Source organism: Vibrio sp. 10N.239.312.D08 (genome assembly GCF_041466145.1).
In the GTDB taxonomy this organism is placed as follows: domain Bacteria; phylum Pseudomonadota; class Gammaproteobacteria; order Enterobacterales; family Vibrionaceae; genus Vibrio; species Vibrio crassostreae_C.
In genome coordinates, this window is the sequence record NZ_JBFSSD010000015.1 from 37,367 (window position 1) to 53,770 (window position 16,404).

General features: G+C 45.6%; 16 protein-coding genes. 13 read left to right on the forward strand and 3 right to left on the reverse strand.

Annotated elements, in window-relative coordinates:
- A complete protein-coding gene (gene ygfZ / locus AB6D58_RS10285; protein ID WP_017068701.1) occupies positions 1–972 on the reverse strand; it encodes a tRNA-modifying protein YgfZ in 972 nt (323 codons plus the stop codon).
- A 167-nt stretch (positions 973–1,139) separates the two neighbouring features.
- Between ygfZ and AB6D58_RS10290 the strand changes: the two genes are divergently transcribed.
- A complete protein-coding gene (locus tag AB6D58_RS10290; RefSeq protein WP_004735374.1) occupies positions 1,140–1,400 on the forward strand; it encodes a succinate dehydrogenase assembly factor 2 in 261 nt (86 codons plus the stop codon).
- Positions 1,348–1,767: a protein YgfX gene (locus AB6D58_RS10295; protein WP_324295273.1), complete on the forward strand. Its 420-nt coding sequence runs from the start codon at positions 1,348–1,350 to the stop codon at positions 1,765–1,767. Before AB6D58_RS10290 ends, AB6D58_RS10295 begins: the two co-directional genes overlap by 53 nt.
- Positions 1,768–1,902: 135 nt before the next feature.
- Here AB6D58_RS10295 and nadB read toward each other — a convergent pair whose 3' ends face one another.
- On the reverse strand, positions 1,903–3,519 hold the full coding sequence (nadB, locus tag AB6D58_RS10300) for an L-aspartate oxidase (protein ID WP_017059049.1): 1,617 nt from the start codon (positions 3,517–3,519) through the stop codon (positions 1,903–1,905).
- 389 nt (positions 3,520–3,908) lie between these two features.
- Between nadB and rpoE the strand changes: the two genes are divergently transcribed.
- The 11 genes from rpoE (at position 3,909) to acpS (ending at position 13,319) form a co-directional block, all read left to right on the forward strand.
- Positions 3,909–4,487 carry an RNA polymerase sigma factor RpoE gene (gene rpoE / locus AB6D58_RS10305; protein WP_008223963.1) on the forward strand — a complete coding sequence of 193 codons (579 nt, stop codon included), beginning with the start codon at positions 3,909–3,911 and terminating at the stop codon, positions 4,485–4,487.
- A 26-nt stretch (positions 4,488–4,513) separates the two neighbouring features.
- Positions 4,514–5,137, forward strand: coding sequence for an RseA family anti-sigma factor (locus AB6D58_RS10310; RefSeq protein ID WP_372157197.1), 624 nt, complete (start codon positions 4,514–4,516; stop codon positions 5,135–5,137).
- The gene (gene rseB, locus AB6D58_RS10315) at positions 5,134–6,096 is read left to right on the forward strand and encodes a sigma-E factor regulatory protein RseB (protein WP_017059047.1); all 963 of its coding nucleotides are present in this window, start codon (positions 5,134–5,136) and stop codon (positions 6,094–6,096) included. The genes AB6D58_RS10310 and rseB overlap by 4 nt, the downstream gene beginning before the upstream one ends.
- Positions 6,093–6,563, forward strand: a complete 471-nt coding sequence (locus AB6D58_RS10320; protein ID WP_017059046.1) for a SoxR reducing system RseC family protein — start codon at positions 6,093–6,095, stop codon at positions 6,561–6,563. Before rseB ends, AB6D58_RS10320 begins: the two co-directional genes overlap by 4 nt.
- A gap of 137 nt (positions 6,564–6,700) precedes the next feature.
- Positions 6,701–8,494, forward strand: a complete 1,794-nt coding sequence (gene lepA, locus AB6D58_RS10325) for a translation elongation factor 4 (protein ID WP_017059045.1) — start codon at positions 6,701–6,703, stop codon at positions 8,492–8,494.
- Positions 8,495–8,739: 245 nt separating this feature from the next.
- Positions 8,740–9,636 (forward strand): signal peptidase I, encoded by an 897-nt coding sequence (lepB, locus tag AB6D58_RS10330; protein WP_017068697.1) that lies wholly within the window; start codon positions 8,740–8,742, stop codon positions 9,634–9,636.
- Between the two features lie 26 nt (positions 9,637–9,662).
- The gene (gene rnc / locus AB6D58_RS10335; RefSeq protein ID WP_017066012.1) at positions 9,663–10,340 is read left to right on the forward strand and encodes a ribonuclease III; all 678 of its coding nucleotides are present in this window, start codon (positions 9,663–9,665) and stop codon (positions 10,338–10,340) included.
- Positions 10,333–11,304 (forward strand): GTPase Era, encoded by a 972-nt coding sequence (gene era / locus AB6D58_RS10340; protein ID WP_017059042.1) that lies wholly within the window; start codon positions 10,333–10,335, stop codon positions 11,302–11,304. The genes rnc and era overlap by 8 nt, the downstream gene beginning before the upstream one ends.
- 102 nt (positions 11,305–11,406) lie before the next feature.
- A complete protein-coding gene (gene recO, locus AB6D58_RS10345) occupies positions 11,407–12,135 on the forward strand; it encodes a DNA repair protein RecO (RefSeq protein ID WP_019826299.1) in 729 nt (242 codons plus the stop codon).
- Positions 12,132–12,869: a pyridoxine 5'-phosphate synthase gene (pdxJ, locus tag AB6D58_RS10350; protein WP_017059040.1), complete on the forward strand. Its 738-nt coding sequence runs from the start codon at positions 12,132–12,134 to the stop codon at positions 12,867–12,869. Before recO ends, pdxJ begins: the two co-directional genes overlap by 4 nt.
- Before the next feature lie 69 nt (positions 12,870–12,938).
- A complete protein-coding gene (acpS, locus tag AB6D58_RS10355; RefSeq protein ID WP_017059039.1) occupies positions 12,939–13,319 on the forward strand; it encodes a holo-ACP synthase in 381 nt (126 codons plus the stop codon).
- 125 nt (positions 13,320–13,444) lie between these two features.
- On the opposite strand, the gene barA is transcribed toward acpS, so the two are convergent.
- A complete protein-coding gene (gene barA / locus AB6D58_RS10360; protein WP_372074332.1) occupies positions 13,445–16,258 on the reverse strand; it encodes a two-component sensor histidine kinase BarA in 2,814 nt (937 codons plus the stop codon).
- Positions 16,259–16,404: the final 146 nt, after the last annotated feature.

Below are 16,404 nucleotides of genomic sequence, written 5' to 3' on the forward strand. Positions count from 1 at the left end.
TTACTCGTCGTCAAGGCTGTACGGCAGTGGCAGGATATTCCATGTTTGATCAGGCTGCGCGGTCAGTCGCAGCTGAACATCGTCATCAAGGTTGTTTGGCAGTACCATCAAACCAATCGCTCGGTTATCAGCAAATTGATAGACGTTTAATAGTCGGCCTGCGCCACGCCAGTTCTCACCCACACTACGTTCCAGTTCAATAGGGTTTTCTAACGACAGCACGTCCGCAGTTGTGCCCGACACAATGCGCATCTCACGCTTGTTCATGCCACGGTACTTAGCACGAGCAACCGTTTCTTGACCTGTGTAACAGCCTTTTGAAAAGCTGATACCGCCAATCGCTTGCAGGTTAAGCGCTTGAGGGATGTGCTCGTTTTGCTCTGCTTTCGATAGGTTAGGCTGAGCATCAAGAATTTCATGATATTGCCAAAGTGTTTCTGATACTTTCTCCGCAGCGCTGTTTGATACCAAGGCTTCAGCGGCTTCTTCTGTCACAAGTAGAGCCCAGCGGTTATCTGCAACTTGAACCGCTGTACCACCAGAGATAGCACGCACATTACCTTGGCTTTCTGAAATAGAATCAATGTATTGATTAGCTGACGAACCCATCACACCGATAACAACGTCAGACGTTTGCTCGATATCGACCTTAGAGAACACCGCGTACTTCTTGATTTCAACGAGCTCGACTTCAATCGCTGATTTAGGTTGCATGAGTGCGTAGCCACCGTTGTGGTGGAACAAACGAAAGATACTCCATACCTTTCCTTTTGCATCACAGTGCGCGCCTAATGTGGATTCATCATTAGGAAGAGTGACGACATCGCACGTTACTTGACCCTGTAGGTACGACTTTTTGTCATCGCCTATCATGGTAATTGCACTCCAGTCTGACACGTGTGTCATCATCAGTTCTGGAAGCGATTCATTTTGCGTATGAGCGAGTGGCTGAAATGTGTTTTTCCAATCCATTTTATCTTTCCTAAGAATTTTATTTGGCTCTATGTTAATCCGGTTCTGTTTCTTTGTCAGCCTAGGTTTTTTTGTGAGCTTAGATAGGGACTGTGACTCACATAGTAGTTACAGGGCGTATGACTTGTTACACTCCGAGAAAGAAAAATTATAGGTGAGGATAGCCAATGTACACTGCAGAGCAGAAAGCACGAATTAAATGGGGTTGCCGTCGCGGCATGTTAGAACTTGATGTAGTCATCATGCCATTTTTCGAAGAGTGTTTTGATTCATTGCAAGAGCAGGAACAGCGCGAGTTTGTTTCTCTATTAGAGTGTGATGACCCAGATTTGTTTACTTGGGTGATGGGACACGGACGCAGTGAAAACCTAGGCCATGCATCAATGGTTGATAAAATTGTCGCACACAACCTCAGCAAGGTTCGTTAAGCTTCAGCTTAACCCTTCGTATTCCGCATTATTTGCAAAAGGCACTATTTTTGGGTGCCTTTTGTTTTTCATCGTCCTGTCTTCTATTCCACTTGCCGCCAGCCTTTATTGCTTAGCTTTAATGATCCGCTTGTTCAGAAACAATCATGTGATTCTAAATAGTGTCTATGGGCGTTTTGATTACAGAGAGGATGGTGATATTCGACTCAATGACCGAACTTACCGACTCAAGTCCGTTGATAAGATCTGGGCGCAGTTCTTCGTTAAATTGCAGTTTGAATGTGGGCACTCGGTACTGCTTTGGCGGGACAGCTGTTGCGAGCGAGAATATCGCCATTTTCTGGCGAACTTACAACGAGCGCGCTAGAGAAGCCAAACTATTCGATGAAAGAAAGTATTAGATAAAAGAAAGCGTTAGACAAAAGAAAAGGGAGCACTCGGCTCCCTTTCGTTTAATCATTTTCCGCTGACGGCTAATTCGCTAAGCACGTTTAACCAATTATTATGATTGGCGTTTCTCTGGCGTCAGAATCGTTGGGCCACTGTCTTCTGCAAGTTCAGGGTAATCCAACGTGTAGTGGAGGCCGCGGCTCTCTTTACGTTGCATTGCACAACGAACCATTAGTTCTGCCACTTGTAGCAAGTTACGCAGTTCTAATAGGTTATTCGAAACCTTGAAGTAGCTGTAGTACTCATGAGTTTCTTGTTGCAGCATCTGAATGCGACGCAATGCTCGCTCTAGTCGTTTATCCGTTCGAACAATGCCCATGTAATCCCACATGAATAGGCGCAGTTCGTGCCAGTTGTGTTGAATGATAACTTCTTCATCACTGTTGGTGACCTGGCTTTCATCCCATGCTGGCAGTTCAGCGCACAGTTGAGATTGGTCGATGTTCTCAACGATATCTTTTGCTGCTGCCCATGCGTAAACCACACACTCAAGCAGTGAGTTAGAAGCCATTCGGTTTGCACCGTGTAAGCCGGTGTAGCTCACTTCGCCAATCGCATACAAGTTCGTTAGGTCGGTTTGACCCTGCTTATTCACCATGACACCACCACACGTGTAGTGAGCGGCTGGTACGATAGGGATCGGCTCTTTGGTCATGTCGATGCCCAAGTCCATCAAGCGAGTATGGATCATCGGGAAGTGCGCTGTGATGAATTCTTCAGGCTTGTGGCTGATATCAACATACATACAGTCGGCACCTAAGCGCTTCATTTCGAAGTCAATTGCACGAGCAACCACATCACGTGGCGCCAGTTCACCGCGCTCATCGAAGTCCTTCATAAAGCGAGAACCATCTGGACGACGCAAGTAAGCACCTTCACCACGCAGTGCTTCCGTTAGTAGGAAGTTACGCGCTTCTGGGTGGAATAAACAAGTTGGGTGGAACTGGTTGAACTCAAGGTTTGCCACACGACAACCCGCACGCCAAGCGATAGCAATACCATCACCTGAAGAAACATCTGGGTTAGAGGTGTATTGGTAAACCTTTGAAGCGCCGCCTGTTGCTAATACAACAAACTTAGCGCGCACGGTTTCAACATGTTCTTGGTTACGGTTCCAAATGTAGGCACCGATCACCTTGTCTTTTGAACCACCAATCTTATCTTCCGTGATCAAATCCAGCGCATTGTGGCGCTCGAAGATCTCGATATTTGGGTGGTTGTTGACGTTATCTTGTAGTGAGGTTTGCATCGCCATGCCAGTTGCATCGGCAGCGTGCAGAATTCTGCGGTGACTGTGGCCACCCTCACGAGTGAGGTGATATTTTGGTTGGCCTTCTGTGCTGTTCTCATCTTTATCAAATGGAACACCACCATCAATCAGCCATTGCACACACTCTTTCGCATTTTCAGCAATGAATTGAACTGTATCTTCTTCGCATAACCCAGCCCCAGCGATTTGAGTATCCTCTACATGAGACTCAATACTGTCCGACTCATCGAACACCGCGGCGATACCACCTTGTGCGTAATACGTCGATCCTTCGCTGCGTGGTCCTTTGCTTAATACAATTACTTTTGCATGTTCTGCTACGCGTAAGGCTAATGACAAGCCTGCCGCACCACTTCCTACCACTAATACATCACACTGATGTTCACGGTTTGCGTTCATAAAACTTATTAAATCCCGGGCTATAGTCGAGTTGTCCACTCTCAATTGACTTTGTCTTGTTTTAGGAGTTTGGCTAAGACTGTTATAATCTCTCCAGAGTCATCCTTAAACGCTATGCAAAATCAATATATAGACAGCTATCTAGAAATATTTAATTGCTCAATACCATTGCTTTTGCTCAAGTTTCCCCAAATTGATAGGGATAGCTATTTTTATTACATCACATTGTGAAACAATAATGGCAAATAATTTTAAGAAAGTTGGAACTTTCGGTATTTGGCTTAGTCACAATAGTGCTCTTGTAGACGGTGGTGTCAATACTACATTTCGCATAATTAGTCCCCATATCTGTGAAGGTGAGGGTTATAACAATAGGAGTACCCGCTCGAATGAACGAGCAGCTAACCGATCAAGTGTTGATTGAGCGAGTTCAGAGTGGAGATAAGCAGGCATTTAACTTACTAGTGGTTAAGTATCAAAACAAAGTTTGTAATCTTATCTCTCGATACGTGAATAATTCCGGTGATGTACCTGATGTAGCACAAGAAGCTTTTATTAAAGCTTACCGCGCGATACCTAACTTTCGTGGCGAGAGTGCCTTCTATACATGGTTATACCGAATTGCCGTGAACACCGCTAAAAATCATATCGTTGCCCAAAGCCGTAGGCCGCCAGCAACCGATGTTGATGCAGAAGATGCAGAATATTACGAAACAGGCAGCGCGTTAAAAGAAATATCGAACCCTGAGAACTTAACGCTGTCAAAAGAATTGAAACAAGTTGTTTTTGGAGCGATTGAAGCGCTACCAGAAGACTTAAAAACTGCAATGACGTTGCGAGAGCTCGAAGGTTTGAGCTACGAAGAGATTGCAGAAGTAATGGATTGCCCTGTAGGAACCGTACGTTCGCGTATTTTCCGAGCTCGTGAAGCGGTGGAAAAGAAAATCAAACCTCTTTTGCAACGCTAGAACTTGTAATAATTATGGTGAAAATAATGGCTGATAAAGAAAAGCTTTCGGCACTCATGGATGGTGAAACGATCGATAAAGCTCTCATTGTAGATCTAGAATCTGATCAAGAAAGCATGGATACTTGGCAGAGTTACCATTTAATTGGTGATGTTATGCGTGGGGATTCGCCAGAAACTCCAGAGTGGAGCATTGCTAATAGTGTAGCGGCAGCGCTTGAGAACGAGCCTGCACATGGTTCAATGTCGAACCTGCACCAAGTGAATGTTGAACCTACTGTTGCTCCAATTGAAGAGCAACCTAAACCTCAGCAAGCGAAGCGTCAGCTTCCGGCGTGGTTACAACAGTTTGGACAAGTTGCCGTGGCAGCGTGTGTTTCATTAGCCGTTGTATTAGGTGTTCAACAATATGGTGGTAGCGACCCTGCAGCACCAGAGCAGTTGCCTGTACTCCAGACGATTCCATTTGCCGGTTCTGCGGAACCAGTAAGTTTAACGCGTGACTCTGTTGAGAAACCAGCATCTGAAGCTAACTTGCAAGAGCAGCGCAAACGCGTTCATGCATTGTTAGAAGATTATGAGCTGCAGCTAAGATTAAACAGTGATGCATCGCCAATGCAAGATGCACATCTAGAATCGGACATTGAATGAAGAAAATCCTGGTCAGTGCACTGACACTGTTCAGCTTGATGTCTCCAACAGCCTTTGCAGAGGAAACCACTGCAAAGGCCTTGTTGCATCAAATGAACGAGGCCAGTCAGCATCTAAATTACGAACTCTCCTACATTTTGATAAAGAAGAGCAGTATTGAGCCTCTTGTTTATCGCCATGCGGTTAACGACGACCAACAACTTGCACACCTTGTTTATCTAAGCGGCCCTGTTCGTGAAGTCATTCGACGTGGCAACGAAGTTAGCTACATCGAGCCGGGTACAGAGCCATTTACGATTCAGTCAGGCAGCATGGTTGCGCCTGTTATTCCGATGATTAATCGAGATATCGAATCTCTGAATCAGTACTACGACTTTGTGAAAGTTGGTCGCTCTCGTGAAGCAGGTAGCACCACTCAAGTGCTGCGTGTCGTGCCGAAAGATGGCCTTCGCTACTCTTACGTGGTTTGGGTAGACGAAAAAACGAATCTTCCTTTGCGTGCCGACCTTTTGGATCGTGATGGCGAAGTGCTTGAACAGTACCGCACTATCTCTTACGTGGTGAACGATAAGATTGCTGAGGCTATGGGTGGCTTGAGCCAAGCTCAATTGCCGAAAGTTTTATCATTACCGGAAGGCTTAGTGAGTGAAACTAACTGGCAAGCGTCGTGGATTCCTGAAGGGTTTAAATCAAAAGAGCTTAGCCGCTATCAAATGGCTGCGACCGATAAAATGGTTGAAAGTCAGCTTTTCAGTGATGGACTGTTTAACTTTTCGGTTTATATCGCGGAAAAAGATGAGCATTCATTGAAAGGGCAGCTGGTGCGTCAAGGGCGTAGAACCTTGCACAGCTTAGTGATTGGCGATAAAGAGATCTCTGTGGTTGGTGACATTCCGCCGGCAACTGCAAAACGTATTGCTCAGTCAGTTACATTTAATAAATCGGTACAAGCGCAATGATGACCGCGCTGGCGACCGTTAGCTCGGTTGAACAAAAAGGTAAGCAATACTTTGTTCAATTGAGCTGCGAACAACAAACCAGTTGTAGCAGCTGTTCTTCTCAAAAAAACTGCGGTACGGGTATTGTGACCAAGGCTGTTGGCAATAAATCTTTGTTTTGGCAGCTTAAAACCAAAAGCTTAGTCAAAGCTGGACAAATCGTAGAAATTGGCTTTCCAGAAAAAAGCCTACTTCAGTCGGCGGCGATTGTTTATCTCATCCCACTTTTCATGTTGATGATTGGTGCTGGTTTTGGGCAACTCTTGTTACAACCCTTACTCCAGGGCGGCGAGGGCATTGTTATCTTAAGTGCAGCACTGTTTACTGCTGGTGGGATTGCCTTAGCGAAGCGGTTAGCCAAACCCATGGAAGACAAATCCAAGCAAGAAGTCGTCTTGATTCGAATCCTAGGTGAGTCTCTCGTCTAATTTATGATGCTTCTTGCCCTTAAATTGGGTAGAATCTGCCAACTTGATTGAAATGCCGCCACCAATGCTGACTGTAGATTGGACGCGTCGCGGCTTTCTTATTATCCCTATTCAAAGAGTTTAGTCACACCAAGCCTATGAAGCACATTCGTAATTTTTCGATTATCGCCCACATCGACCACGGTAAGTCGACCCTTTCTGACCGCTTAATCCAAGTTTGTGGAGGATTAAGTGAACGTGAGATGGCAGCTCAAGTCCTCGATTCTATGGATATAGAACGCGAGCGTGGTATTACAATTAAAGCGCAGAGTGTGACTTTAGATTACAAAGCTAAAGATGGTGAAACTTACCAACTTAACTTTATCGACACTCCTGGACACGTAGACTTCTCTTACGAAGTATCTCGTTCTCTAGCGGCTTGTGAAGGCGCACTACTTGTAGTGGATGCTGGCCAAGGTGTTGAAGCACAAACTCTAGCAAACTGTTACACAGCAATCGAAATGGAACTGGAAGTAGTGCCAATCTTGAACAAGATTGACCTACCAGCTGCTGAACCAGAACGTGTTGCTGAAGAAATCGAAGAGATCGTTGGCATCGATGCGATGGAAGCGACTCGCTGTTCTGCGAAAACAGGTTTGGGTGTTGATGATGTTCTAGAAAACATCGTGACGGCAATCCCGCCACCGGAAGGTGATCCTGAAGCGCCTCTACAAGCGTTGATCATTGACTCTTGGTTCGATAACTACCTTGGCGTAGTTTCTTTGGTTCGTATCAAAAACGGTAAGCTGAAGAAGAACGATAAGATCAAAGTAATGTCGACAGACCAAGTATGGGGTGTTGACCGTCTAGGTATCTTCACGCCTAAGCAAATCGATACTACAGAGCTAAATACTGGCGAAGTAGGTTGGGTTGTTTGTGGTATTAAAGACATCCTAGGTGCACCAGTTGGTGATACGTTGACGCTTGCAAAAGGCGGCAGCACTGAACGTCTACCTGGTTTCCAAAAAGTGAAGCCTCAGGTATACGCTGGTCTATTCCCTGTATCATCTGATGACTACGAAAACTTCCGTGACGCGTTAGGCAAATTAAGCCTGAACGATGCATCACTGTTCTTTGAACCAGAAAGTTCAGCAGCACTTGGTTTTGGTTTCCGTTGTGGCTTCTTAGGAATGCTTCACATGGAGATCATCCAAGAGCGTCTAGAGCGTGAATACGACCTAGACCTAATCACAACTGCTCCAACAGTAGTGTATGAAGTTGTAAAAACAGATAAAACGGTTCTTTACGTTGATAGCCCGGCTAAACTGCCAGCGGTTAATGACCTAGAAGAAATTCGTGAGCCAATTGCACGCTGTAATATTCTGGTACCTTCGGATTACCTAGGTAACGTAATCACACTGTGTGTTGAGAAGCGTGGCGTACAAGTAGACATGGTCTACCACGGTAACCAAGTTGCTGTGACGTACGATCTTCCTATGGCAGAAGTAGTTCTAGACTTCTTCGACCGTCTGAAGTCAACGTCTCGCGGCTATGCATCATTGGATTACAACTTCCAACGTTACGAGCCATCAAACATGGTACGTGTAGACGTACTGCTGAATGGCGAAACAGTTGATGCACTAGCTATCATTACGCACAAAGATATTGCTCAGTCTCGTGGTCGTCTACTGGTAGAGAAGATGAAAGAATTCATCCCTCGTCAGATGTTCGATATCGCGATTCAAGCAGCGATTGGTAACCACATCATTGCTCGTTCTACAGTGAAACAACTGCGTAAGAACGTAATCGCAAAATGTTACGGTGGTGATATCAGTCGTAAGAAGAAACTTCTTAAGAAACAAAAAGAAGGTAAGAAGCGTATGAAGCAGATCGGTAACGTTGAACTGCCTCAAGAAGCTTTCCTTGCAATCCTTCATGTTGGCAAAGACTAGGTATCAATCGCACTAACTATCTGCTGAATATTACTGGTTAAAATCGTTTATTTCTTTGTTGCAAAGATTGCAATTAGGCCCACTAGTCACTGCACTTTGCGCCTCGAACTAAACGATTTTTCCTGCGTAATCTTCCCAGCATTTAGTCAGCATGATTGATACAAATTAGAAATATTAAGCAGAGTGAAAGAGTTATGCTCTTTCACTTTCGTTATTTTTAAAGAAATGAAATTTAAGGGATATCAATGGCTAATACATTTTCGCTTATCTTAGTGATCGTAACTCTAGTGACCGGCATTGTATGGGCGTTGGAAAAGTTTGTGTGGGCGAAGAAGCGCCAGCAAAAGCTTGCTGACGTTGAAGCACAATCGAATGGCCTAGACGCTGAAACTAGCGCAAAAGTTACGGCTCAACCTTGGTGGGTTGAGAACAGTGTGTCCATTTTCCCGGTAATTGCATTTGTTTTGGTTCTGCGTTCATTTATTTATGAACCGTTTCAAATCCCTTCTGGCTCGATGATGCCAACGCTTTTGGTTGGTGACTTCATCTTGGTAGAGAAGTACGCGTACGGTCTAAAAGACCCAGTATGGCGCACTCAACTGGTAGAAACGGGCAAGCCAGAGCGTGGTGATTCAATCGTATTTAAGTACCCACCTCAGCCTAACATCGACTACATCAAGCGTGTTGTTGGTATGCCAGGTGACACCATTCGCTACAGCAGTCGTAAAGAGATCTGCATTCAGGCGAAGGGTACAAGTAGCTGTGAACCAGTGAAACTAAGTAATGTTGAAGAGAGCCAATTTATTCAAGATGGTGTGCCTCTGATTCAGCTGAACGAACAGCTTGGAGACGTAGAACACCAGATTTTAGTTAACCCATTGCGCCGCGATCGTGTGCAAGCATATCAGCCTCGCAATGGTGTTAACGAATGGGTCGTTCCAGAAGGCCAGTACTTTGTGATGGGTGATAACCGTGACAACAGTGCCGATAGCCGTTACTGGGGCTTTGTCCCTGAAGCAAACCTTGTTGGTAAGGCCGTTGCTATTTGGATCAGCTTCGAATTCGAACGCGGTTCAGACAGTGTACTTCCAACATGGATTCCTACTGGTGTGCGTTTTAATCGCATCGGTGGGATTCATTAATCGATCACATAACACATCGAGAGAGCATGAATTCTCCAATTGATAAACTAGAGAGAAAGATTGGCTATCAGTTTAATGATGCCGATCTTATCCACTTGGCGCTGACTCACCGCAGCGCCGCAGGTAAACATAACGAACGTCTTGAGTTTCTGGGCGATTCAATTTTAAGTTTTGTTATCGCTGATGATCTTTACCACCGTTTTCCTAAGGTAAACGAAGGTGATATGAGCCGCATGCGCGCAACATTAGTACGTGGTCATACATTGGCAGAACTAGGTCGTGAATTCGAACTAGGAGATTACTTAAAATTAGGTCCAGGTGAGTTGAAGAGTGGCGGTTTCCGTCGTGATTCTATTCTAGCGGATGCGGTTGAAGCGGTCATCGGCGCTGTCTATTTAGATAGTGATACCGAGACGGTTCGCGGCATTATTTTAAGCTGGTACCAATCTCGCCTAGATGCTATTCAGCCTGGAGTATCTCAAAAAGATCCGAAAACTCGCCTACAAGAGTTTTTGCAAGGTCGAAGAAATCCTCTACCTGTCTACACAGTGACTAATATTAAAGGTGAAGCACACAACCAAGAGTTTACGGTTGAGTGTGAAGTGGCAGGTGTGGATAAACCTGTTATCGGTAAAGGCACTAGCCGCCGCAAGGCAGAACAAGCGGCTGCTGAAACAGCATTAGAGCAACTAAGCAATGTCTGATAACAACCAAGATTTCGATATCGATGCATTCTTTTCATCTGATAGCAAAAAAACAGGCCTACCGGAAAACCAACACTGTGGCTTCATCGCTATTGTCGGTCGCCCAAATGTAGGTAAGTCGACGCTTCTGAACCATATTCTGGGTCAGAAGATTTCTATTACATCACGTAAACCACAGACGACACGTCACCGTATTATGGGCGTTGAAACTGAGGGTGATTACCAAGCGATCTTTGTTGATACTCCTGGACTTCATATTGAAGAAAAGCGTGCCATCAACCGCTTGATGAACCGTGCGGCGAACAGCTCATTGAGTGATGTAAACCTAGTATTCTTCCTTGTCGATGGTACTCACTGGACTGACGACGATGAGATGGTTCTGAACAAACTGAAGAAGACTGACTTCCCAGTTGTACTTTGCATCAACAAAGTAGATAACGTTCAAGACCGTACTAACGTGATGCAGCACATGATGGAAGTCTCTAAGAAGATGGACTTCATTGATGTAGTGCCAATCTCAGCGAAGCAAGGTAAAAATATTGATGTACTGCGTAAGCACGTACGTGAACATTTACCTAAAGCGACACACCACTTCCCTGAAGAATACGTGACTGATCGCTCGCAACGTTTTATGGCATCTGAAATCATCCGTGAAAAGCTGATGCGCTTTACGGGTGACGAGCTACCTTACTCGGTAACGGTTGAAATCGAACGTTTCGATTACAACCCAGATAACGATGGCTTCCACATCAATGCACTGATTCTTGTTGAGCGTACAGGCCAGAAGAAAATGGTGATTGGTAAAGCGGGCGAGAAGATCAAAACGATTGGTCGTGAAGCGCGTATCGATATGGAAGAGCTATTCGGCCGTAAGGTTTACCTAGAGACTTGGGTCAAGGTTAAATCTGGCTGGGCTGATGATGAGCGTGCACTTCGCTCGTTAGGCTACATCGACGATCTATAATATATTGAACGTCACTTTCTGAGATTAAGAAAGTTGAACTGAAGATAAATCCAAGAGAGAGTGCGAACTCTCTCTTTTTGTATCTGTAATAAGGGTAAGTGATTGAGCGAAGGGTTACAGCGATGCTTTGTGTTGCACCGTCGACCATACAGTGAGTCGAGCCTGATCTTGGACGTCTTCAGCGAAGAGTTCGGTCGGGTGACGTTGATGTCTAAAGGCGCTCGCAGCAAGCGTTCCAATTTGAAAGGTGCATTACAACCTTTTACGCCGCTATTGCTTAAGTGGTCTGGTAATGGTTCGATGAAAACCTTACGCCAAGCTGAACCCATCAGCTTGGGGCTCCCTCTCGCCGGTATTAATCTGTATTCAGGCATGTACGTGAACGAGCTTATCGGTCGGGTATTGATGGCGGAAGTACCGATGCCTGCACTTTTTCACGACTATCTTCATGCTTTAACAGAGCTGGCGCATAATGATAATCCTGAGCCAGCACTGCGTCGCTTTGAGCTGGCTCTATTATCTGCTATGGGTTACGGCGTCGACTTTTTACACTGCGCGGGCACTGGCGAAGCGATTGATCCGAGCATGACTTATCGCTATCGAGAGCAGAAAGGTTTCATCGCTTCAGTACGTCGAGATAACCTGACTTTTATGGGCGATGAACTTATTGCAATCAGCGAACGTAGGTTTATCACTAAAGAGCAGTTAAAAGCGGCAAAACGCTTTACACGCATAGCCTTAAAGCCGTATCTTGGCGGCAAACCATTAAAAAGTAGAGAGCTATTTATGCCAACAATAGCCCTCTCCAGAGCACGGAGTATTGGAAAATGAGCTCAATCCTTTTAGGCGTTAATATCGACCATATTGCAACACTACGTAATGCACGTGGTACTAAATACCCAGATCCAGTACACGCAGCTGAAATCGCTGAACGTGCTGGTGCAGATGGCATTACTATTCACCTGCGTGAAGACCGTCGTCACATCGTTGATCGCGATGTGCGTATTCTGGCTGAAACACTTCAAACTCGCATGAACTTGGAGATGGCCGTAACGGACGAGATGGTTCAAATTGCACTCGATACTAATCCTGAGTTTGTTTGTCTGGTTCCTGAAAAACGTGAAGAGCTAACCACTGAAGGTGGCTTGGACGTAGTTGGTCAACTAGAGAAGATCAAAGCGGCGACACAAAAACTGTCTGCAGCAGGTATCAAGGTATCTCTGTTTATCGATGCTGACCGTGAGCAAATCGATGCTGCAAAAGCGTGTGGCGCACCGTTCATTGAACTGCACACTGGTCACTATGCTGATGCTAAGACAGAAGAAGATCAACAAGACGAGCTTAAGAAGATCGCAGCAGGCGCAAGCTATGCAGATGACTTAGGTATCACAGTCAATGCGGGTCATGGTCTGACTTACCACAACGTAGCACCTATTGCGGCACTTCCAGAGATCTACGAGCTGAACATCGGTCACTCGATCATGGGACGTGCAGTGTTTGATGGCTTAAACAAAGCCGTTGCAGACATGAAAGCAATCATGGAAACAGCACGTAACAACGCTTAGTTCGGCAAGTCGTCGGCACTAAGCGATGTACAGTTAATCATTAGACAGAAGTTAAGTAGTAGAAGAAACATGGCAGTTGTTGGATTAGGTACAGATATCGCAGAAATCGAACGTGTCGAGAAGGCGCTGTCGCGAAGTGGCGACGCTTTTGCTCAGCGTATTTTGACGGATTCTGAGTTTGAAGTATTCCAACAGTTGAAGCAAAAAGGCCGTTACCTTGCAAAACGTTTTGCTGCTAAAGAAGCTGCATCTAAGGCGTTAGGTACGGGGATTGCGCTGGGTGTTACCTTCCACGACTTTGAGATTTCAAACGATGAGCATGGTAAGCCAGTATTGAGCTTACACAAGAAAGCGCGTGAAATCGCAGAGGCGAATGGCACAACATCGATTCATCTGACTATCTCGGATGAGCGTCACTACGCTGTGGCAACGGTGTTACTCGAATCGTAAACAGATTATCGCGACTTTATATCTAGTGCTCTTGGCTCTAGACAGAAAAAAGCAGAGCTCATGAGCTCTGCTTTTTTATTGGCGGGTAAACCCTCTAAAGAATACTAGTGAGTAACAAGTACCCGCTAGGCCTTCGCCTGTTTCAAGTAGTGAATCGCGGTTGCTTGAACCTTATCTAATTCATCCTGAAGCTCGAAAAGCTCAGGTTCAATGTCTTCAACAGAAGTACCTGAACGCAGCTCTTTCTCTATTGTCGCACATACCGATTTTAGCCTTGGTACGCCGCTGTACGAGCTGCTGCCATGCATCTTGTGAATGATGTGTATCAGCTCTTCAACTGGATAGTCACTGTCTTCTATCGCTTTGTCTGCTGCCTCATACACCTCTGGAATAAAGTCGACGAGCATTTGCAGCATATCGCGTGCGAGGTCTTCTTTATTGGCGGCTTGTTTCATCGCAGCTTGCCAATCAATGATGATGTTTGTGTGCACGCTGGCTTCAGTTTCTGACACCGGACCGTTGTCGACTTCAGCAGAGACCGCTGGGTGGTCTGGATCTATTTTTTCGATGTGCTCAACCTCAGAGGTCGAGCTCCAATGAATCAGAACCTGCTGTAAAACATGCTCTTCAATAGGTTTGGTTAGGTAGTCATCCATGCCCGCTTCAAGCAGTCGATCTCGTTCGCCAATCATTGCATGTGCGGTCACGGCAATTACAGGTGTATTCGCATTGTTCGCCAGTTTTTTGATGTTCTGACAAGCGGTTACACCGTCCATCTGTGGCATTTGAATATCCATGAAGATGATATCAAATGGCGTCTCTGTCGCTTTGTCTATCGCCTGCTGACCACTGGTACAACTGATGACGGTTTCTACACGCTCTTTAAGCAGCGCGGTAATCAACTTAAGGTTGGCTGGGTTGTCGTCTACTGCCATCACAGTAAGCGGTAACTTCTCTTCAGAATGCGTTTCAATCGCTGGTGCAATCAAGGTAGGTGCCTGATTCGATACCAGAGTTTGCAGCAACTTCTTACGAGAAAGAGGCTTGGTGATGCACTGAACATCGACCTCTTTCATTAGTTGCTCACCCAACGCTAGCTCGGTACTTGGTGTACCAATAATCACGTTTTGAGCAATCTTCTTCGCACCGATCGCCCAACCACTCACAGTATCAAATTGATACTCTTGGTTGGCGGCTAGGTTAAGCAGAACGTAGTCATACGAGGTCGTCTCATCTGGCATCACCGAACGATACGTTACCACTAAGCCTTCTTGGGTTAGGATTTGCTGAGTAATCGATGCCGCTTGCATGTTTGGCTCGATAAGCAGCAGTTGTTTGTCTTGCAGACACTGCGTCTCAATCAGCTCTGTCATCGGCATATCAGTCGTTGATAGTCTCAAGGTGAACCAGAAGGTAGAGCCTTGGTGAAGACGACTGGTTAGGCTGATCTCTCCGCCCATTTGGCTGACCAGTTTTTGGGTGATAACCAGACCTAAGCCTGTACCGCCGTAACGACGAGAGATACTTGCATCGGCTTGGCTGAAAGCTTGGAAAAGCTGAGCTTGTTGACGCTCAGAAATACCAATACCCGTATCGCGAACCATGAATTGCAGCTCGATGTTGTCTTCACTTTGTGAGCGAAGCTCAACGCTGATATCAATGTTGCCGCGTTCGGTAAACTTGATTGAGTTACCAACAAGGTTGGTTAGGATCTGCTGAATACGCAGTGGATCGCCCACCACACCTGGCGGTACTTTAGGGTCGATCTTCAGTGTCAGTTCTAGGCCTTTCTCATGAGCGTTGGTTGCTTGAAGGTTTACTACCTCTTCAAGGCTGGCTTGGAATTCAAATGGGATGTTCTCTAGGGCTAATTTACCGGCTTCAAGTTTCGAGAAGTCCAAGATATCGTTGATGATGCTAAGCAGGTTGTTTGCCGAGCGTTCAATGGTTTGTAGGTAATCGGTTTGACTGTTCGATAGGTGAGTCTTGAGCATTTGACGAGTAAAGCCAATCACACCGTTCAGCGGCGTTCTCAATTCGTGAGACATATTCGCTAAGAACTCAGACTTAACACGAGCCGCTTCTTGAGCGCGTTTCTTCGCGATGTCTAACTCAACGTTTTGAATCTCTAGCTGTTCAAGAGTTTCACGCAAATCTGATGTGGCCTGGTCGATACTGTGCTGCATCTCGACGTGATACTCTGATAGCGATACCGCCATCGCATTGATACCGTTTTTCAGCGAGTCTAGCTCACCATGCATCTTACCTTCGATACGCACATCTAGGTGACCTCGACGAATTCGGTCGACCATGTTTTTCATGTGTGTGATCGGTTGAGTGACATCGTGCATTAAGCGGAACGCAAACACGCCCGATAAACCAAGCCCGAGAATCAACACTAAGAATGCAGAGAACACTTCTTGATATTGCTGCAATCGAAGTGATGAAAGATCTAATTCAATCGCAATGTAGCCGATCGCTTGATTAGCTTGAGACTGACCGTTGGCTGAATTGATGTACTGGCCTTCGGCGATGATAGGTGTCCGCAGAATCAGCGTATTATCGAGAAGGTTCGATGAGCTTAAATGCGGGATCGGTTTATCTTTGGGGTAGGTCAGGCTTTCAAAATCGGGGTGGAAGTTTGAGGTTACAAACAACTCATGACGCTCATCAAACACCGCGATACTGCGCACTAGCTTAGAATTCTTTCGATGCGCATAGCTAATAAGCTGACGAACAGACTCTCGACTTTCGAGCTTCATGCCTGATTCACTCGTAATCGCAAGTGGCTCAATGATGCTAGTACCAGTGTTAACCACTTGACCTTCAAGGTCTTGATAGCGGTTAAATGAGAAAAATGCACTCAATAGCAACCCAATAATCAGGGTTGGAGCTAGAGTTAAGGTAATTACACGGGCTCTTAAGCCATATCTGGTCATGTTCTTTAATTACATCGAGGTCTGGATATGGGAAAATAACGCACACAATGGCGGTTAAGTGAACGGTAAGCTTAATCAAAGCCGTGACGTTCGACAATGATTCCAAGACATAATAGTGAGTCCTGGATACCAATTACTTATTAAAA